Source organism: Fibrobacter sp. UBA4297 (genome assembly GCF_002394865.1).
Classification (GTDB): domain Bacteria; phylum Fibrobacterota; class Fibrobacteria; order Fibrobacterales; family Fibrobacteraceae; genus Fibrobacter.
Genome location: NZ_DGUZ01000007.1, coordinates 29,063 through 53,000, shown reverse-complemented (window position 1 = coordinate 53,000; position 23,938 = coordinate 29,063). Strand labels below are relative to the sequence as shown.

Sequence of the window (23,938 nt, the reverse complement as noted above, 5' to 3'; positions counted from 1 at the left end):
TCTAGAGGCCTATAGTCTGTAATACTTTTGCAACGCCTGTCGTGCCTTGCGGATTCCCTGCAAAGCAAGCGGCTTTGTGCCTAGATCAAAACGGATTTTTCCAGAACGGCCATGCATCTTGAGCACATCGCCATCGCACCCTTTAAGACGCGTACGCACCAAATAAACAGGTTCCGCAGTCTGTTCTGAATTACCGTTTACCTTCGTTTCGATATCGCCACCACCATGCCAGCCAAGCGCATTTGACGGAAGCTTATCTTGTGCAGTCGGTATAATTTGCAGGCTATCCGTTGCTAATTCATCAAAGGCATTGCCGTTCAAGCGAACATTCGTCTTATGCGCAGTCCCCGAGAACAAGCGGGATACATCTTCTTGACTAACAACTGCAACAAAGTCAAACGAATTTGTATCTAAAAGAATTCCAATGGAATCGCCCTTCTTTACATGACGCCCTACGTAATTCTGCAAATCTTCGGTACTGAGCACGCCTTCCATACCCGCCACCAACGTCAACTTGCCTTGGCGTTCTTGCAAGTCGTTCAATCCCTGTGTCAGTACGTTCAGGCGAATCTTGATTGGGAGCATGTTTTCTGGAGATTGTTCCAACGCACGATAGTACATCTGCGAAGCTTCCTTGATTTCGGCCTGTTTTTCTTCGATTTTGTAGCTCAGTTCAGGATTTTCCAGAACCATAAGCGTATCACCCACATGAACATAATCATTCGAAACATGGTTCACGCCAACGACTACGCCACTTTCACCGATGGTGCTATTTTCGTAACGGGTCGCCTCGATAACCCCAGGAGCCGTAAACGAATCCGGGACCGGCAAGTAGAACAAAATTCCAATCAACGCCGACACGAAAAGCAATGTTGCGAAGACCGCACGGTTGCGTACTGTTGCTAACGCTGGACTTGCAAAAATATACTTGATGAACTTTCCAAAAGGAATCAATAGCATCGTGAGGCAAAGCAGAGTTCCCATTATAAACGACAAAATCAAATAATGTTCCGAAATTGCAATCACGAGTCCCGCAAACAAGAAGAACCTGTAAATAGCACTCGAAAAGCCGTAGAACGTATAAATAAATCGTTCGCTCCACGTTTCACAAATGCGTTCGGCATCTTGCTTGCGGAAGATGTAACGCTCCAGAAGGTACTTCAGGTGCATCACAGAATGCTGTTGCAAGTTGGGCATATCCAACAGGTCCGTCAAGATGTAGTAACCATCGAATCGCATCAACGGGTTGATATTGAAAAGAACCGTAGATACAGAACAGATGATAAATACATTATAGGCAAGAGCCTTGAGAATACCGCCACCAAGATTTGCCCACAGAATTAGTGCAACCGCAGCGATAAAGAACTCAAAAAGCATACCGCCCGCACCAACAAACATGCGTTGCCATTTTTTGCGAAACGACCAACTCGCCGTTGCATCCATGTACGGGAGCGGAGCCAAAAGCATGAACATAATGCCCACCGTGTGGACCTCACCCCCATACTTTTTCACAACCGCACTATGTCCAAATTCGTGGAGGAGTTTGACCACCACAGTACAGACATAGACCCAGCCGATATTTGACGGCGATAGGAAACCGTGCGTTTGGTCCTTTAGCGTATCGAAATTTTCAATGCCGTATTTTGCAGCAACTACAATTGTCGCAAGCCAAACAAAAAAGAACGGCACGCTCAGCAAAATGTTGATGAGCCACTTTAGCTTACGCAAAAGGAATTCAGGATCGAAAACAGGAACCTTCAAAAAGAAGATGTTCAAAAGCGTGGCTTTCACCTTCTTCTGGACATTCTTCTTGTTACGGTCAAACAACATCGTACCATCGTCCACGCCTTCGTACAAAAGCATGTTCGACTGGTACAGCTGCGAAAGCATTTCGATGACTTCGCCCTGGCTAGGCACGCTCTCGGCACCGCTATTCAAAAGTTCGTTCCAAACCTCGCCCACCGTTTTATGCGAACTCAGTTTAGAAATGAATTCGTACGCCCCTTGAGGCAAACGGTAATACTGATTGGTGAACGGCTCGTAAAGAACGTACCACAGAATGCCACGATAAACCTGTCGGTGAACATGCACGCTTGAACGGAGAGTTATTTTGCTCTCCGCAAGCCGGTACCACGATTCATGAAAAATTTTTCGCTGATGGTCGAGAATCATTACCCTACACCCAAGTAAAGATGCAACATACCCGTCGTCTTAGCCGTCAGATATATTTCATACGTGCCATTGGGGCCATTCGGATGATCCGGAAGATCCACTCTTAAACTATAGCAAGCATCGGTATGGCACCTTACAGCGCCATCCCAAGCCCAGTCGATTTCCGGGATACCGTTTCCATCAGCATTGTTTCCGAAAACAACAATGTTCGGAACCCAATCAGGATTGCCTTGCGGAATATCCGAGCAGACAAACTTGACTGTTTCACCAGCGGCCAACAAGAATACCTGAGAAGTCTGAGAGAATTCCAGAACAATCTCTTCCGAAGAAGTATTCTCGTTATTGTTATTCTGGTTTTGTTCCTCATTATTCGTCTGGTTTTCGTTACCGTTAGTGGTTTCGTTGCCATTAGTAGTTTCGTTACCACTATTGGTTTGATTTTCGTTATTGTTCGTGCTCTGGTTTTGAGTTTCTGTATTTTCCGGCTTTACATAAAGCGGTGCATCACTTGTTTCGCCTTCAAATACAAGGTCCTTACCAGATTCACCATCAATATCATCACGGCGCCCATTTTGTGTATTCTGCAAAGCAATACCGGCGAGGTTACCCTGATAGTACTTCTGTTCCATGGTCTGAACCTGCACACCATCATTATCGAGATATGCTTCGTTCGTTCCCTGGAAATACTGGTTATCCTCAAGAACAATTTCCACATCCGGGCGGAACACGCCAATCGGGTTATTATTTTCGAGCTTGAGCGAAGCATTATCACCCAAGATTACATCATCGCCAGCGCCAGTCCTGATGATATCAGCACCATCACCACCAACGACAACATCGCGGTCTATTCCTGTATGAATTTCATCATCTGTACGGACATTCTTTGCTGCATCAGCGGATACACTCACCGATGTTGCAGAAATCACACGGTTCCTGTAATCCGATAGATTTTCATTACCCGCAAAAGGAATATCGAGATCGAAATCAAGCATGGCATCATCACCAAAGACAAGGTCCTTGTCATGATCGCCACCAACTGCGATATCGCCTGTACGTTTTGCACCAGAAACAACCTGCACACCCGTAAACACCGGGATGTCATTGGGTTGCTGATTGCCGACTCCAGTTTGTACGCAATGAATTTGTACCGTATATTCAGCAGTCTTGATTCCACGGAATACCACGTAGTTGCCAATCATTGAAACACTCGGCGTTACACCAGAAACAAGCATGTCCGGAGTATAGCTCGTGCATGTGATTTCCTTGAAATCGCCTTCAAAGCTATTGCCCGCCCAATCGTTCAAATAGAACTTCTTATTATCGGAGCCGGTGATTTCAAAGACGTAATCATAAGCATCACCATGTTCAAGCTTACCACCCACATAGACATACACATCGCAGGGGCTGCTTTCAGAACCCGGCAAGTTATGCAACGACAGCGACAGCGTTTCAAGCTTTTGGCCCATCACAAGAGTCTTCATCATCTTGTTGTTGCCGGTATCAGCATCCATTGCAGGATCTTCCTGTTCGTTCGGATTGTTGTTACCCCATTGAGCTATGGAAGTGTAGTCGAATGTAATATCATTTTTGTCAGGAGCCGTTTCGTTACCATTGGCTCGGTCACGCATTTCATGATTGCGCAGATACACATTCTTCCAGTGATTATCGACAACAACACCAGCAGATTCGCCCTCTTCGAGGAGCATCGACTGATTCGTAGATTCTCTTACAAAGTTGAACGAAGTAACCGTAACGCCATCAATCGTCGTCTGAGCCTTTTCTTTTGCTCCAGCATTTATATCATCATGACCAATACCGCCAACGACAACATCGTTACCGTCACCAGTATTGATAATATCGTCGTAATTTGCAGTATAGTTCGTTGCAGCAATCGATTCCGCATGCGTCAGCGTCGAAGCCGTAGAATCCTTACTATCACGGTCAGTGAGCAAAATCTTGGCATTATCGCCAAACACGACATCGAAATCGTCAATTCCGTAGTACTCGTCGCCATAAGTCGTAATCTCATCGCTACCAGTACCGCCAACAACAATATCGTCACCGCCACTTGTTTTTATCGTGTCCTTGCTACCATAATCGATATCCGTAGAGGCTGCGACATCTTGCTTGTGGAGTTTACCACAAACTTGGATACCTGCAATACCTGCACGATCCTTACCATTCGTACCATTCAGCGGGTCCGTAATTTCGACATGGAAACGGTCACCACTCAAAGTATGAACAACACCATTAGCATCAGTAAACGACTTGAAGATAACACAGTTAGAAACAATCGCAGTCTCTACAGACTTACCCGTTGCAACAGTCCAAGAACCATTAAACGTATTATTATCTGGATCGTTGACATAGAAGCGGTCAAATTCCTTGCTCACCCAGTTACCATCTTCATCAAAAGTATCGATGAACAACGTAACCATACGAACACTATGTTCGGGCATGGAGTTTTCACGGACCATATCCAAATAGACAATCACATCGTATTCTGTGAAATACTGGTCAAGACCATCAATCTGCGTCAAGAGCGTATTGCGAGCGTTATTGCCGCTGATTTCAAGACCGCTCTTCATCAAGTTTACATCACCCGGATTCGAGCTAGTCACAAACTGAGACTGGTCATAGCCATGCAAGCGGATATTGACTCCATCAGATGTCTTAACGCGGTGAGATTCAGAGGCACCATAAGTCACGCTCACGGCACTTGCACGCGAACCATCGTCAAAGTAGACCAATTCCTTGTCATCATTGCCGTATGTACCAGCTTCTTGGCCAGACGGAGTCTTAATATTATTCCAATTGCCAACACGATGATTTTCACTTTCAGTTAGCACGCCAGCCTGTTCGTTAGCGCCAATACCCCATTGGGCAGGGCCCTGGAAATTGAAGCTAAGCGTAGCAGAATCACGAACTTCAGGAGCATTTTCGAACGTAAACACATCCTTAAGATCAGTGAACTTTTCGTGCAAATCATTTGCCAAGCCAGCATTTCCACGGAATGTCGCATAGCCGTTATCGCCAAACACGACATCTTCACCGTTACCAGACGTAATCTTGTCTTCACCAAGACCACCGAAGATAACGTTATCACCACCAGCTGTTATGATGATATCACCACCAGCAGACTTTGTTTCCTCATTTTCTTCGGCAACATTCTTGCCGGAGTTCGTCACAATGAGCGGGTTATGGTCATTGTCCATGATAACCAAGCCACCGTCACCAACGATAATGTCATTACCGTTTCCAGTAGTGATTTCGTCAACATCTGTACCACCAAGAATCGTATTCTTGCCGTCACCCGTAGTGATGATGTCATGGCCACCAAACGGTTCACTCTTCGTTTCGACCGTCAAGCAATTTTCACGAACCGTATAGACACCGGCATCACCAACGACAACGTTGTCTGCACCATCAATATCAATACGATCTCCATCGACACCACCCATAACGATATTTTTGTCACCATAAATATCGATATCATCGTTCAGGCGCTTACCTTCATCATTCGGCTTATCAGGATCAGCGTATTCAACTACAATTTTATCAGCAGTTGTTTCGACCTTGGTAAGACCAGCATTAACACTGGTATTATCCTTAACAACTTCAGGGTGCTTATCGTAATTAGCTATACCGCCATCACCGAGAACAACGTTATCGTTACCGAAGATATCAATATCATCATTCTTGAAGCCTCCCATAACAGTATTTTTACCGCCATGGATTTCAATGGTATCTGTACCACCAACTTCATTACTGGTAGTGCGGATTTCGAGAGAAACATCCTTCTTGAGATTGTACTTACCACCATCACCAAGAACTACGTTGTTATCGCTCTTCACGCTTTCCGAAGTACCGATAAATATTTCATCGCCTTCAGCACCGCCCATGACAACATTGCTACCACCATAGACATGGATTGTATCAACACCGCCAGTAGCATCGCTCGTCGTCTGGACAGTCGTTTCTGTAGGCTTATCAATATATTGGCCACCATCGCCAAGAATAATGTTATTGGTTCCACTATTCGGCTGACCAGCAATACCGATGTTAATCGTATCACCAACAGCACCACCCATAACAGTATTATAGCCACCATAGATATTAATGGTATCTACACCGCCAATACTATCATGCGTTGTCTCAATCTTCTTCGAATTGGAGCTTTGTCGTTCATACTTACCGCCATCACCAAGGACAACGTTATTGTTGCTGAGTACAATAGACTTGTCTTCTTCACCTTCCTTCTCTAGATTTCCACCAATATTGATTTTATCACCTTCTGCGCCGCCCATGACGGTATTATCACCGCCCCAAACATTGATGTTATCTACACCTCCTTCAGAATCATCCGTTGTCTGCACAGACTTGATAGATTCAGCAACATTCTTGTTATCATCGCGAACAGCAATACCGCCGTCACCAAGAACAATATTGTCAGCACCATAGATGTCAATGTCATCTCCAGCAGCACCACCCATTACGGTATTGTGACCGCCATAGATTTTAATTTCATCCTTGTCACCATAAATGACAACCTGACCATTTTTTTCTTCTCTTGATGTATGAACCGTTACTGTATTGGTTGGTTTATCATATTCATAGACACCACCATCGCCAAGAACAACGTTTGCGTTTCCAGTGGAATTTTCTTCAGAAACAGATTGTTCTGTTGCATCAGGATCCTTTTCATCCTCTGAACCAATGGTTATAGTATCATTGGCGGCACCACCCATGGCAACATTGCTATTACCCGAGATAGTGATTGTATCCTCAGCACCAACATCGTCACTCGTAGTCTTGACATGTTTCAGCTTAACAGAAGGCTTTTCCGAATCATTCCACTTAGCGGTCAAGCTTTCATTTGTAATATAAACAATTTCGCCGTTATCACCAAGGACAACATTGTTATCACCGCCAACAGAAATAGTATCCTCATCAGCACCGCCAATGACAATACTGTTTGTTCCGCCTGCAGTGATTTCGTCATGAGCACCTTCCTCATCCATTACAGATTTAATAGAGGTTGCACCACGGACAATGCCATCAGTCTGCTTTTGAAGTTCCTTTGTTTTTGGATCCTTGGATATTTTGGTACGAATAAGTTTGCCAGTCTTTACGTTATCTTCATCAACTTCTTCATAACCCAAATTCGTAACGACTTCACCCTTAGCATTCTTATACTGGATATTACCCTTATCGCCGAATGCAATCACGCCACGACCAACATTAATAACATCTTCGCCGTCACCACCAATGACAACCATGCCATCCTTATTTATAGCATCCTCGCCCAAATTCAATTCAGGATTCGGAGCATAAACGTGGTCATTTCCTTCTTCGGCATTAACGACAAGCAGACCATCAGTTTCATTCTTATAGCTGTCGACATTAATAGTATCGTCGCCCTTGCCCGTATTCACAACAGTAAAGGTCTGGAAACCGTCATTACGATAATGAGTCTTGTCAATATTGACATTATCTACACCAGAGCCAAGATTGTACTCGCCGAATTCAAAGTGATTGGCAACAATCTCACCCTTAAGTTCACCATGAGTAAACTTAGTAGATTGTTCATCAACAACACCATTTTGAGAGAACGAACTAAGAGCACTATTGGCATTCTTATCAGAATCTTGATTATTCACAAAGATTCGATCCGTATTATCAGCTTCCGAAGTAAAGAGATAATCCTTCGGGCCAGAGAACATCACATAGACTTCATTTCCATCAAAGCCTTCAACAACCTCATTTAACGTCAGGGTAACATTTCCACCCTTACTAGTATCAATTACGCCATCTTTACTTGGATTGATATCTTCAACACGGAGCCACTTAGATTCAAAATCACCCATTACAATCTTAATGGTATCATGTATTTTCAAGCCTCCAGCATTACTTCCATCAAACACAACTGTTTTTCCATCAATCTTTACGACTTTACCCATTCCACTTACATCGTAAGAATTCTTTTCATTGTGTTCGGAAGCGTTTACAATACTTTCGCCATCCTTAAAATGATGATTATACTCAAGAACCTCAGGATTGTCAAAGTCTGCCTTCATGGAAGTTCCTTCACCATAAGCATAGACAGAACCTTCGACATCACTAATAAGATTTGACTTTTCGTCTACAGTAGTCCAACCATATTCTTCCGCAATTTTATCAGATTTTGCAATAATGGTCAAAGTTTGTTTCTTTTGATTTTCGTTATTAAATTCGAGAACAATAGAATCAACAAACTCCTTTCCATTCCATATTCCGAGTTGAGTTGCCTTAGGCTTATCCTTTTCAGAAACAACTTCAGATGCATAAACCTTAACATATACAGTTTTTCCATCTGCAATTGGACCATCATAATTTACAGAATACGTTGTAGAATTCCACGTTGTGTTATCTTCATCAACATCTTTATTGACAGTCTTACCATCAACAACTTCTGTAGTTGTCTTTGTAAACTTTTCAGCCAATACATGAGAATAAGGAGTATTGTTATCAACAGCTTCAAACTTCAGTACACAATCCTGAGTGGATGGATTCTGCGAACCTAAACCAGCATTTTCCGGCAGTTTGGCATATTCTTTATTATCGGCATGTGAAATTTTCACAGTTCCATGTAACGAAATAAGGCGATTATTAGACTTATTAAAGAATACTAAGCCATCTCCATTCAAAGCATAATATATTTCAGCGTTTGGAGCACTAGCGTCCTTTGTATTCACAAGATCATTTTCATATTCAATCTTGATTGTATTTACGTCAAGATTATCATAAATCAAACGCAGTTTTGATCCATCCAATCGCATGGAATCAGAACGATAATTCACAAGCAACGTCTGTTTTTCAAAAGCTGTCAAATTGTTTAATTTAAGAATTCCATCAGCTACAGTATAATCAGCGTTTTCACCTTCAGCAAGAGTTCTACCATCTTCCTTTACAGAAACATAGATTACACCTTCATTCCAATCAAACTTTTCAGCAAATTCTCCAAGATGGATTTCGGCTTCTTGAACAATAAACTCATCCGTTCTTGTAAATAGTTTTTCATATTCATTTGCAGCATGCTTACCATCATCTACAACATTCACAGAAATTGTATTCACTGAACGAGTTAGTTTTTGGTTATTAAAGACACTTTCAACAGCAATAGAAGACATCACAGTTTCTTCAAGAACTTCATCAGAAAGGGCTTTAACACGAATCTTTACAGTTCGGCAATCTTCCTTCAATTTAATGTCTAGCTCTTTTTTATAAACAACGTTTGTCTCATCTTTAGCAATAAGGATACCCCTATCACCACGCTGCACGGCTGTCGACGAAAGCATAGGAACAGTCAAATGAACAGTAATTTCACCACCATTCAAATTACCGGAGTAACCAATATAGAAGACGCCTTCTTTACCTTCATCAATGGTTAAATTATCAAGATTAATGAAATTGTCAGACAAAGTATAGAATACAGTCGGCTCATTACTTGTATCCAGAATGGTGAATTTTTCATTATAAATAACGCCACCACGAACATCTACGTCAATAGCGTCTTTTTGATCCTTCGACAATTCATTAGAATCACTCGTTAATATCTTATAATTCAAATAATTCGTCTGTCCATCATTATCAGCGCTACGGAGCGTTTCAGACTGGTCAAGTCCACCAACAGATACTGTATCATTGCCATGACCTCCGTTAATAAGAGTAGTCTCACCCTCATTATTTCCAATAACATGGAATATATCATCTCCTGCGCCGGCATCAAAATTACTAGTCTCAACGCCAGCAACCTTAACACCAACAGAATTACTAAGCAAGCCTTCCTTAGAAATGATTACAGTATCGTCCCCAGTCGTACCGGCAATATTTAACTTATCATCACCAGCACCACCATCAACAGACATAGCCGCGCTGTAAATAGGTTCACCTTCAGTTTGACCATTTTCGGGCTTTTTAACGTAATTATAGATAGAGAATGTATCATTGCCTCTACCACCAGCCATACTCAAAAGACCGGCATTATGCAACGATGTAAACGAATCGTTTTCAACACCACCTTCAATGTTTAACGACGTACCAGCGGTAACACCATCGCTCAAGAATTTTTCTTTATCGGTCTGAATCGTATTAAATCCATCATCAAGAGCAATACCTTGCGTTCCAGCATCACGCTTGGAATTGTACAACTGGCCAATTTGGAAAGTATCCATTCCCGCACCGCCATCAACATTCGTTACCTTAGCCGTACCATCGATGGTAATTTTATCGTCACCACCATTGGCATTCAAGTTGACAATATCAATGCCATTAGTAAAGTTCACACGCTCAATATTTTCGTTACCAACTTCACCCGGAGTAAGATTATTTTCCGGCAACAGAGCCACAAAACCTAGAGACTCATCCTTGTTCATTCGCATGAGCAAGTTGTCATTATATTCCGTACCCTCGATGGTAAGTGTATCCGTATCAAATTCACCTGTACCAGTATCCGTGATATTAGCGTAGTTCGTTTCGCATTCACCCATCAAGTTGACAATTATTTGGTCACTTCCCCCCTGGCCATCAACAAAGTCCATACCCGGACCCGTCATAATCTTGTCATTGCCACCAGTGCTGAGACTTTCTGCATTTTTATAAATCTTGTCAAGAAGGCCAATATTTTCGCCAAAAGTAATCTGTTCACCGGCAAAAGCGGTACCCAATGTACCATAATCATTTATGCCCTTATCACCATACAAGCTATCATTACCAGCACCACCATCAATAATATCATTGTCTACGCCACCGTAGATAATATCATTATCAATGCCACCGCTAATGGTATCGTCACCACCATTACCATCAATGATATCATTACCAATACCACCTTCAATAACGTCGCCTGCACCAGCATCAGTTGCACTATCACCGAAAATTAGATCATCACCTTCTTCACCATAGATATAGTCTACACCTGTGCCAGTTGCAGAATCAAATTTAATCGAAACATTTTTATCATCATAATTTTTTGCACTGAATTCAAATTCCGACTTAGAAATCAAAGAATCTTTTTCAAATTGAGCGGTTCTAAATTCTTCACTGAAGAACTTCGTATTAAACAAATCACCAATTTCGACATCACTTGTAATCGTGTCACCGAAGATTATATCATGACCGGAACCACCGCGGATTGTATCCTTATCCGAACCGCCGAGAATTATATCATGACCACGTTCACCATAAATGACATCTTGCCCAGAACCGCCATCAATATGATCGTTGCCAGAACCGCCATAAATAACATCGTTATCAGCACCACCAAGAATTACATCGTGACCACCATCTGCACTGATGTCAGTACGGTCGATCTTTGTAATTTTATCATTTTCAAAAACAACTCGTCCACCATCACCAAAGAGATAGTCTTTACCAGCGCCACCATCGATTTTATCATCCCCCACACCACCGAATATAATATCGTTACCAGATCCGCCAACAATGGTATCATTACCGGCAATACCAGATTCTACACGTCCTTCATAATAATAGCCATCGCCAAACTTTATAAGTTTTTCTTTTTCTTCGTCGGTCGGTTTATACCCACCATCACCAAAGATGATATTCATGCCAGTTTTTGCACCAAAGATGGTGTCATTTCCAGCACCACCCCAAATGACAACAACATGATTATTCTTCATATCTAACCCGGACAAGTCAATGACATCGTCGCCATCACCGCCCATGATTTCAATATCAAAGTCAGCATTTCCAGTGAGCTTGATCTTATCGTTACCAGCACCGGCATCAATAATCAGTTTACCATCACCTTCAACAGTCTCGTACTTACTATCAGTCCACTTTACTTTTTTGCCGTCCAAAGTAAGTTCAAGTTTTTCATCGCCATCTGTAAGCGTCGGATTCAAATCATTAGTCGAGATTCTATCACTTGCATTCGGGCCAACGTGAGCAACAACATCGCCCTTTTCTGTTCTCGATGCCATCACAGGGACTGTAGAATGCTTATAGTCGAACTTGAAGAGCGTTATGTCACCCGTAATATTCCACTTCTTGGTATAGAAGAGCAAATCAACGTATGCATACAGCTTTGCAGTAATCTTTCCGTTAACATCGAACAAGCCAAACAAGCCATCTTCCTTGATAATTTGGCCCATTTCGCTAAGGCGAACCTTTCCATCCTGATTCGGGTCATAAAGGTTAAAGCCCACATTAATACCAACACCGCCGCCAACACCGGCAGAAATACCAGCATTTAATTCAGCAGACGCCGTAAGACCGCCGTAGAACGAAAGTTCATTGATATCAACACCCTTCTCGTCCTTATCAGCCACATAGAAGCCATTGAGCAATCTACCATAATCCTTGTAATCACTCTTGACCCACTGGCGAATTCCAAGCGTATCATACCCAAAGCCAAGCTGAATAGATGCACTGAAATTAACCCCTATACGAGCACCCAGCGGGCCCCAAATACGTACAAACGTACTCCAGTCAAAGTTAAAACAGAGTTCAGGCATTCTGTATGTAACAAGATCAATGTCTTCACCCAACAAAAGCTTAAAGATGTCAGATGGTTTATTCCAAATAAACGTCCATGAACCAGAGCCCTCCATATTTAGGCCCTGTTTTTTTAGCTCCTTATTGGCTTTTTCTTCAATATCCCCCCCCTTAAGAGACCCTGCATACGTCTTCATTTTATTTTCATCGAATGCAGAATTCGATGTTTGTCCATCTAAAAATCCCTTCGCAAATTCACGATCTTCCTTTTTCAATAAATCATTATCAACAAGCGCAAAATCCCCCAAATTAATAGACAAGCCCTTACCGTTAATTGCTGAAATTGTCTTAGAAACAGCAATCAAATCCTTAATGGCGTAAATCATCCTATCATCAAACTTGCCCTTACTGTATTTCTTAGCAAGGTCAAGCGGAGTCATCTTGATTCCCAAATCCTTAAGCACCGGGAACGGAGTAGTCAAGAAATCAATGAGCGGTTCAAGCGGTTCAATCACCTTTTGAATCTTGGAGATGATTGGCCCAAGTACACCACCAATAAAGGAGCCCATATCAAGGGAAAGACCATAAAATCCGAGTTTTTTTATAGCAGAATCATCATCATTAGATGAATCCAAACTCCATTCAAATTCAAATCGGCCGCAAATATTCGGGAATTTCGGAGTATCGCGATCCAAATCCTTGGTAATGCCAACTGTAATACCTGCAACAATGTTTACACTAGCGCTATAATCAAAATCAATTTTTGTAAACGCGTTAGAAACAGAAACAGAGCCATATCCTCTGCTAGAAACTATTTTTTTAGAAACAGAGCCTTCATTTCCAACAGAACTATTTAATTCTTGAATTTGCGTATCAGTTAACTTTGTTGGCAATTTTCCATCTTCAGCCTTCAATTTAGGCCCCGAACCAGAATCTGCATTATATACCGTCTTAAATCCACTTAGATTTTTATTTAAATCGACACCAAAATCAAGTTCGATTGCGGCTTGACGATTATCCTCCCCGGTGGTAACTAACTTAAGTCCAAGCCCAGCCAAAGAGCCTTCAATTTCGCCATTCAAAGAGGCGTAGGCTTTAACAGTAAGTTCATCACCATCGCCAAAGATAAAATAGAAGCCTTTTTCTCTAGAAATGCCAAAACCAAATTCAAGCGCCCACGAAAGAGAAAGATCCAAGCCTGCATTAGAAGAAAGTCCAAGTCCAGGCAAGCCTAAATCAAAATCAATCGATTTACCATAATTGTACTTACCGCCCAAATTGAAGAACCATTCTGCAGATTCATCATCACTACGGTACCATGTACCCTTACCACCATTTCCTGACTGAATCCATTTATTATCGTTCTGATTATTCCAATTAAAGTAATAGTCATCTTTATCATCAATATTGACATTAAGCAGATAATCATTCAACAACAAGTTCATCTTCTTGGCAACCATTTCTGCAGTAAGCCCAGTCGATTCATAGACAAACTTCGAGAATGGATCCAAAACCTTATCTCTCAACACGCTTAAGAAGTCTACACCAGAACTCAGCGCAGAACCCAACACAGGAACAGACTTAAGTTTGCTACCCATATTGCTATTCATGCCACTTTCGAGCATTTCGAACAGGTTGTTCAACCCAGCAACAGCAAGCTTAATTTTACTAAACCAATCCAAGTTTGCAAAGTTTGCAAGCTTACTTATTTCTTCATATGCTTTAGAAAAATCAACTATAAGTTTTTTATCTAAATCTTTACGAGCGTCATCGGTTTCCCGACCAGTCCTTATTCCAACGCCAAAAGCATCTTCACTCGACGGTTTCAAATCATACAAAGAATCACCAATTTTGGTATTTTGAGGATCTGCTAAATAGGATGTTAAATAAGCTTCAATAGTATCCTTAACATTATCTCTTGCAGTTATGAAATCATTATATTCATTAAATACAACTTTTTTACCATTTTCTAAATACTTGCCTATAAACACATCACCAAGCGACATGTTACATGCATAAACAGGAAGTTTACCAAAAATGGCTACAGGAAGTGTATAATCAATCTTGAAACCATCATCACCACTAGAAATTTTAACATCACTACCATTGGGCTTTACTGTTCCCAACAAACCAACCTGAGCATAGATAAACGCCGCATTATCCTTTGATCCCACAGAAATCAAGTTACTCAATAAGCTTTGATCCCCAGCATTGATTCCCAAATCAAACCTGAGTTTATCACCCGAAATAGCAACATTGGCGCCAAATGCAATACCATCCTTTAAAGACAGGTCAAAGCCCTTCGAAAAATCAAGCGTTGCAGAAAGGTTAAACCAGAAATCACCAGAAACATCTAAATCAGCATTACCACTAATTCCACTAGTCGAACCTCCAAAATCAAATCGATGGCGCACTTTAAATGCTTTCTGAATATCAAAGCGGAATTCTAATTCCTTAAACTTATTTGACTCATACACAGGAACCAATTCAAATAGTTTACTATTTGTGTTATGTGGAGCAAGACCAAATTTATCATCAGCAAGATACGTATTTAACAAGTCACCAAACTTTTGAATCGATGTAATCTTTTCAGCACGCAGCTTAGCAATCACTTCACGTAAATCACTTGCTACGCTGACCAAATCCTTTACAGATTTGTTGATAACAGGAATTTTGACATTTGTATTGTCGGTAATGCTCTCAATACGCTTGATAACATTTTCAAGAATTACAAAAAGTTTTTCAATTGAAAATTCTTTAAAGCTATTTAGAATATCATTAAAATCAGCTTCAAATTTAAAATCGGCATCAAGTCGATAATAATCTCTTATTTTATTATTCTTATCCGATTCTTGCTGATCTACCGGTAATTTTCCATTATCAGCTTTTTCTCGAGATGACAAATCTTGCGGTTTAACAAGTTCTACAGATGCATTAAAGAGCTTTAGCCCCTCACCAAACACATCTGCATAAGCATTCATAGCAAAGCTACCACTCCCCTCAAGTGTAGCACCCACTTCATATCCAAAAACTTCAGGTTTATCAGAATTCGTCTGACTTTCATCTTTTTTCGTCAATGTAAATGAAGCATCTATTGCAGCATTACCATCAGCAATCACATCTACGCCAAGGAATCCAAGTGTTGCAGAAGCATTTGCCACATATTTTGCAGATTTCCAATCACTGTCTTTAATATTCTGCGAATTATTTGATCCCAACGGAGTTGTAGTAACCTGAATAGACGTCACTTTATTCGTTTTCGAATCAACATTTACTTTAATGATTCTGTAATATTTAGCACCTGGATTTTCACCAATTCTCAAGAAGCCATCGGCATTGTAAGCATTCTTATCATTTTCATTTATGTATAATGTTACACAACCATTTCCATTTTTCACTCTATCAACATTGATTGGTGTTTCCATTGCAAAAGACAATTTTGCTTGCAACTTTATTTCTTCTAATTTAATCGCATTCGTCCAATCAATGCCCACCAAGGAGTTTCCAACAAGTTTATAAGTACCATTTACATCCTTAGCACATTGACCAGAAGTAAAACCAAGCCATTCAAGAGCCTTACTCGTTCCAACAGCTTTAATCGTAAATGCTTCATTTTTTCCGTCTTTTCTATAAATCTCAAAATGGTCACCAACAAGTTCTATTTCAAACTTTTCTTTAACTTCTTTATTATCTTTAGGATCTTTACTCTCATTTATGGCTTTCAAGAGATTGGCAATAGTTGATTCTTGTTGATTTGAGGATGTACCGTCATCTAAATTCAAAGTTTTCACGCACTCTTGGAAATCAATTTCTACATCGCCAATAGTGAAATCACTTCGTTTTTTATCTAAAGAAATAACACTACTTTCATTATTATAAATTTTTATTTCAACACTATCAGTTGCGGTAAAAACAATACATCCATCAACAACAGATACGGAACTGATATTTTTCAAATCATCATAACCAGTATCTTTCTCATAACATTCTAAAGTATTTTTTATCGTATCAGCAAGATTTGCTACCGTCAAACATTTTTCTACATTAAGATAAATTTTATTTCGACCGACATCAATTTGCAAAATTCGGTCACTCATTTCTACAGCATATGTATCATCATTACTCTGTAAAGAAAGAATCCAATATTTCTTCGTTTCAGTTTTATCATCACTTAATATTACTGTTTTCTCAACTTTTTCGACTACGTAAGTAACTTTCCCATTCAAAGAACTAGGTATTGCAGATAAAGAACTATTTTTTGCAGACACTGCAGCAGACTCTGATTCATACAAAACATCTTTATCAAATTTGACAAATTCTGCCTTCAGAGGATCTTTACCTTTTTCGTAGACAAAAGCGCCTTGTAATCCTACCGTATTCATCGATGGTGTGATATTTCCAGAAATACGCATATAAGTACATGCCTTACTATCGTCACACAAAAGGTAATGTAGAATTTTTACTTTACCCTTTTCATCAGCCGAATAGCCCTGAATCAATCTAGGATCACATCCAAATACAATCTCAGTTCCATTTACATCAACAACATACAAACCAAAGGTGTTCATAATGGAACGACCATTTGCAAGTTTTGTACCTAATTCAGCAATATCATTTAATAAATCATTTTTATTATACGTATCTTTTTGCAGGGATAAATATTCATTAATTTGATTTTTCAAATCCGAGCCATTACTTACTATAAATCCAGCTTTGGAAAGTTCATTTAGAACATCTTTCTTTATAGTAATGGACTCATAAGCTTTAGAATTATCAGATGTAATATAATAAATTTCCCATTTACCATCTTTTTCTGAGCATTTATACATAGTTTGCAAATTGGAACCCGTAAGTTTCAATTCTGCAAAGGCATCGCCACCTGATGATTTCGTTATAATATTTTCACACGAACCATCTTCCTTATGCAATTTAAATTTATCATAAACAACACCCTTCTCTATATTAAACTCTTTTTTTGAAGTGATATAAAGTTGCCCATCTGACGTGTAGTAAGCTGACGCAAAATCAGATTTCTTACCATTTCCATTAACAACATTATAAGTTGTTGTTTCAGATAGTTCGTTCCCAGCATTAACTATAATCGTCCCAAGTTTATAATCATCGTCAGAAGCATTTTTATTTGGGTCAACAAGGTTTATATACAAATCGGTATCAAATGTACGAGATGCCCCGACTTCATAGGTTACATAATAGTCATTTTGTTTAACAGTTATTTCATCACGACCGTCTTTCATCTTCGTCGTCAAACCAATCTCAGACAACTCAGAATCTTTATTAATTTTTTTAGGTCTAAAATCAATCAAAAGTTCAAACGATATTTCAGCATCAGCCGTGACCAAAATATTTCCATTAGTAGCAACATTAGCTAAAGCATTGCTTAAAGCCTTTGCAAAATTAAGACCAAAATAATGCTCTAATTTGAAGGGCAAATTAAATGTAAGCTTTGCAATTTTAGCGTCTCCATTTGTCGAAATGCCATTATCATCAAAAACAATTTTTTCAAGTTGACCCTCTGCTGAGCCTTCCTTAAAATATTCTGCAGCACATATTGCAATTTTAGAATTCGTATCCTTGTCTATAAAATCATTATCATCATTAAAGAAATGTTTCCATGAATCATTAAATTTTTCAACAAAACCAACAACATCATCAAAATTCTGTACATACTGGCCATCTACACATTTAGTAAGGCCATATTTTGTATCACCAGATTCATCACCATAGACAACTTGTTCAACCTTTTCAACAATATCGACAACCTTTTCTATCGACCCATCAAGGAAATCAAGTTTCGTCTTGCTTTCAACAAGATTACGCAAAGCCGACTGGAATGTAACCAGTACCGTATGTACTTGAGTAATTAAATTACTTCCAGAGAATGAAGCAAAGCGTTGTATTTCATCAGGTAACGTCCATTCATTAGTTTCGAAATTATAGCTAAAAGAACCTTCATCTAAAGATACGATAGTACATCCACCCGCTTTAAGATTTAATTCATCATAAGACAAACTAATCGTTGGTGACGTAATTAAACTATCGCCACCCGGAGTAATATCTACACTAAAGTCTAAAGACCCGTTCTTAAAATCAGCCTTGAAAAGTCCAAGATTAATTCCATTTTTATCATTTAATCCAGCAGACAATTTCAATTTTATTTTATCAAAATTGCAATCATCAAAAATAATCCAACCATCGTCAGTCACATAAATATCTAACAATACATATACGCTAAAGTCAACTTTAAACTTATCAAACTTAAATAAACCTAAATCAATAGTCTTATCATACTGTAGATTACCCGGTGTAATTTTAAATACAACCTGATTAAAGCCATTTACCAAATATTGTTGAGTAAAGCTGTCAGAATCCAATAATGATGCAAATTTAACTTCATCATACTTGCCTTCATTGGGAGTATCTCCATTATTGACAATTTGCATTCCTACTTTACCTAAAGGAATCTTTTTACAGATATTTTTCAATCCCTTTTGAATACTATTGAGATCAACCTCATATTTGCCATCTTCGAAATCATCAGCAATTGCCCAATCCAAGAAATTTTGAGAAATTTTGCTATACTCATCAACAACATTGAGAATATCTTCTACATTAATGCTTCCAACTCCATTTAAAGAGAATTTAAGCTCTTCAAGGAACGGAATGTCAATATTATCCAAAAAATCCAAATCAAAGCCCATCGGCAAATAAATATCATCAATAAATTCATCAGTTATTACATTTACATCAGTTCCACTTTCTGTTATAGAAATTTTCAAGCAATCTTCAGCAACACGAACAGCCAAATCCTCAGCACCCGTTGCATCTTCAGCCGTTGCAGCAGCTGTTATTCCAGGCAATTCAAAAACAAAAGACTTAAAACTTGTGTCAAAGGAATCACCATTCTTATCAACTTTCACATTTACAGATACTATCGTATTGATTGCCGTATCTTTAAAAGATAATGAATCAAACTCTACATCCTGCGTAGCCTTTTTAAGACAGAACTCAATTTCAAACGAATCACCATCAAGAGCAACCACACTCAAATCGTTGGTATCAGCCTTAAGATCATCCCATTTTTTCATCAAATCATAAGATTTTTGTCCATTCTTAATATTCAAACTAGAAAGGAAACTATTAACAGCAGTCTTTTTCAAAGAATTTAGACTAGAATTCAATGTTTCAAGTTTTTTATTAACTTCTTCTATATTTAACTGAAGAACAGTTCCATTCAAAGACACCTTACCTTGCAAGGCGAGCATCACATTCGTTCTTATTTCATCGACAATTTTGAGAATATCATAAGCACTATAACTAGTCGAACCCAACTTCAGTTTTCCAACATAAGGGATATCGAACTTTTCATCGATATGAAGTTTTTCACTCAATGAGAAAGCATCAAGGCCAACAGAAGAAGCAACATTTTTTAATTCTACTGGTTCAACCCATTTTCCATTGGCTAACTCAAATTTTCCAGATGCAAGAGAATGAACGACTATATTATTTTCATTTAAAACGTCTAAAGAGTCATAAGACAAATCACACTTGATGTTCTGAGACTCATTCGAGGTTATAGAAAGAGTCATATCCAATTTACTGTTTTTAAGAGTGGCAGTATATAAGCCATCTACAACCTTAATAGATTTATCATCAGTATAATTTTTTGCAACATTCAGTTCAAGGCCGCCAAACTTAGCGTTCTTTAAATAAACAATATTATCTTCAACTACTTTTTCAATGCTAACTTTTAGCGAGCCGGTTGTTACATCAACTTGGCCTAAGTCAACACCATCAATTTTTAAATTATCAATGGAGCAACTCTTTAAAGACAATGCAAGGCTATAAACATTACCACTCACAGTAACTGCAAGAGAATCTCCAAAAATCTTTGGGGTAATGTTATTTTCATTTAAAGCCTTCTTATATGCAGCTTCAACTTGTTGTTGCAAATTAGATACAGAACTATTATTTGCAACAACACTATACAAAGTCTCAACCACGCAATTCCAACAATTTTCGACTTCATCAGCAATAAGATTAAGGCTATAATCGTTGCCACCTATTTTAAGTTTCAGTTCACCAATTTCTGAGACCTTAGCCTTTTTAAATGATGAAAGGTCACTTTCAATGGACGCAGAATCACTCAACGAGATTTCAATATCCGAGATATTGTTATTCCATGCTGAGCCATTCCAAACTTCTTTTACATTTTTTTCACTAAAGCTAAAAGGCAAACCTTGTGGAACAGACTTATCCAAATCGATGTCAAAAGCAACAGAATCCAAAGCTACATCATAATCAACAACACCGGCAGCATTCGATATTGTTACTTTTACCGCAATCAAAGTCTCCGCATCTAGATTCTTAATTGACTGAGAATGGATTTGCAATTCATCAACTTTAGATGTTTGATGAGTAAATATAAAGGTATATACATTGCCCGTCATTCTAGAATAGACATTCGAAGAAGCTCCACCCCAAACATCTACACCTTTAAACGTTCCGTTTACAAGATTCGCTTCCCCCTGAACAACCTTAACATTCGAGAACAGCCCATTTACATCACCTTTTTTGCCTACTATAAGATTTTCAAACGTACTTTTCAATAATCTTGTATCAAGCGTATAAGAAGCGGCATCACCAACGCCATCGACAGTAACCGAAGTTGTCAAAGATTTATAAACATCGTCCCAAACTTTTGAAACGTCTTTGATATTTTCACTAAGTTTCGAAGCACTATTTTTTAAAGCGGAAACATTTGCTAAAGCGGATACAGCATTACCAAACTCAGGTGCTTTGGTCTTAAATTTAAATCCGTCTTCACGCCATCCTTCAGATGTAAGCGAGACAACAAATCCCGAAGCATCAATTTCAAACGGCAAACCTTCAACGGAATTTTTCGGTTTAACCGTATTATCAAAAGAAGTCAACGAAAATCCACCAACACTCGCTTTACCCAAATCATCTACATCAACGTAAAAGCCGATGCTAATTTCGGAATCAACAGTCACCGTGGGCAGTGTATAGCCATAAACATCAATACCATTCAAAATTCCCTGTTTCGTTTTAAAAGTCACAGAGAAATTATTTCTTCCTTTATTTATATTAATGACTTTATCTTTACCAGAATCATCATCAAGCGCATTAAATGCAGAGTCTGTTTCCGCCACCAATCCAATTTCAACACTGCTAAACAATTCTTTTACAGATTCCCCTGCATACGCAATAAATGAACTCTTCAAATCATTGATTTTTACATCATAGGCATCGCCAGCAACAACCGGAATATTATCATTAATGGCAAGAGACAAATTCTTTCTTAAGGATTCAACCTTAGACGCAATTTCAGAAACAGACAAAGATTCTTTTCCAAAATCTATCTTTTTATCGGCAATGTAAGGCACCTTGCCTGCTTTACGAACCATAGCGCTTACAGAGGCAGTGTTATCACCAGAAAGAGACAACACCTGTTCAACCTTTTCAGAAAGGAGCCACTTGTTATTGCTATAGGAATATTCAAATTTTCCACTATTTTCTTGCAAAACAACAGATGCGCCTGACTTCAATTCAATTTTAGAATACCCAAGTACAGCTGCACAATTTTTTATTTTCAGCTGATTATTGACATTTTCAACAGAAGCATTTAAACTAAAATTTCCGCCTTGCAAAGCTGCGCTAAGACCACCAATCTGAACAGCATCTACACTCTTAGACGGAACATCTACATCAAATTTTTTCAAAGAAGCTTTTTCAAAAGAAACTTTTCCATTCGTCACATTTAAAACGACATCGATAACAAAGGATGTTTTCATCTCGACATCGTTTAAATCAAAAAGATCCAAGTCAATTGTATCCAGAGTTCCCGACTTGAGATTAATCTTCAAAGCAAGATTATTTTCACCCTCAACAAGATTCAATTCCGAGGCATTGCCATCAACACCAACGCTCTCAAAAATTTTGGCCAGCCCTGTATATTCTTTAGCTATAGCAGAATTAATCAAATTTTTGAAATCAGACAAATTCAACTTAGATTCTTCAATATTGCTTAAAATCGCCCCAGGGATATATTTCCAAAGTACATCCATTTCAGATGCAATTTTAGGAACAGTATATTCGCCAGAACCAACAGGAATTTTCAAACTTTCAAAAATAGGAAGGTTCGCAGCGGCAAGCCCCCTAAGAACATTTTTCATCAAAAATTGATCTTTTATCTTAAATTCAGGGATTTTAGCATTAAACTCATTATTTACAGTTGATAGCTTCAGGAATTCGCCTTCAGCAACAACAAATGGTAAACCTTTTGAATCTTCAAACAGAAACTCCAAGTCAATTTTTGTAGGCTCCGAATCATTATACGACAATTTTAAATCAGGAGAAGTTTCATCTTGCAAATTCTGTTCCACTAGAGTAAGATCCATATACTTAGCCTTAAGGCCGAGATTCTGAATAGTGGCTTCAAGTTTTGCAATTACCGGTGTTTCAACAGAAAAATCTGTATCATCATCAAGATAATACTCATTTTCATTTTTATTCAAATCAATTGTTACTTTTATTTCAGCAGATGATGTAAGCGTTGGCTGACCTTCAATCTTGATTTCGCCCAAAGATTTCAAGTCGAAGCCCATATTATTTACAGTCTTTTCATTGGACAAATCAAGAGTAATAACAAGCTTATCGCCATCAACACCAAAGGAAATACCTTCATACGAACCATTTGCTGGATCATTTAGAAAACAGTCAACATAAGTTGATACAAATTCAGACAACGATATGTTTTCAGAGGCACCGGATGCATTTTGAATAGCGCCCTTAAGAACATCAGCAACCTTGTTAGCAATAGTAGTCTTAAACAAATCTCCAGATTCACTAAATAAAGCAATAGGAGATTCTATGTTATCCAAGACTCCCAAATTGGACACATCAAATTCGGCAACAGAACCGACAGTCGTATAAACGTTGTCTGCTACAGTAGACGCAATCGATTCAAACTGACTTGCGTATTCCTCAATTTTATCGACATCAAACCCCGCAGACGCATCCATCATCAAGCGCGGTTCAAGAGTTTCGATCTTAAAGTTCTTTTTTGAACTTTTTCTCGAACGAACCGCCTTTCTAGAGACATTTTTAGAGTTTTTGACGTTTTTACGGGAGTTGTTGTTCATTTTGGACATAAGGATTGCCTTTGGCATACCAACGTACGCCGATTTTTAATTAAACTTTTGGTAAGGAAATTCCGACACCATGTCGG

At 39.0% G+C, this 23,938-nt stretch carries 2 protein-coding genes; both read right to left on the bottom strand.

From position 1 onward, the window contains the following. Positions 1–9 precede the first annotated feature (9 nt). On the bottom strand, positions 10–2,172 hold the full coding sequence (locus tag B3A20_RS02705; RefSeq protein ID WP_290761558.1) for a biotin/lipoyl-binding protein: 2,163 nt from the start codon (positions 2,170–2,172) through the stop codon (positions 10–12). Continuing rightward, a complete protein-coding gene (locus tag B3A20_RS02700) occupies positions 2,172–23,861 on the bottom strand; it encodes a calcium-binding protein (RefSeq protein ID WP_290761556.1) in 21,690 nt (7,229 codons plus the stop codon). The genes B3A20_RS02705 and B3A20_RS02700 overlap by 1 nt, the downstream gene beginning before the upstream one ends. Positions 23,862–23,938 lie beyond the last annotated feature (77 nt).

What these genes read in the sequence shown, in the direction of transcription:
- B3A20_RS02705 (WP_290761558.1), bottom strand. Translation starts at nt 2,172, where the DNA reads ATGATTCTCGACCATCAGCGAAAAATTTTTCATGAATCGTGGTACCGG.
- B3A20_RS02700 (WP_290761556.1), bottom strand. Translation starts at nt 23,861, where the DNA reads ATGTCCAAAATGAACAACAACTCCCGTAAAAACGTCAAAAACTCTAAA.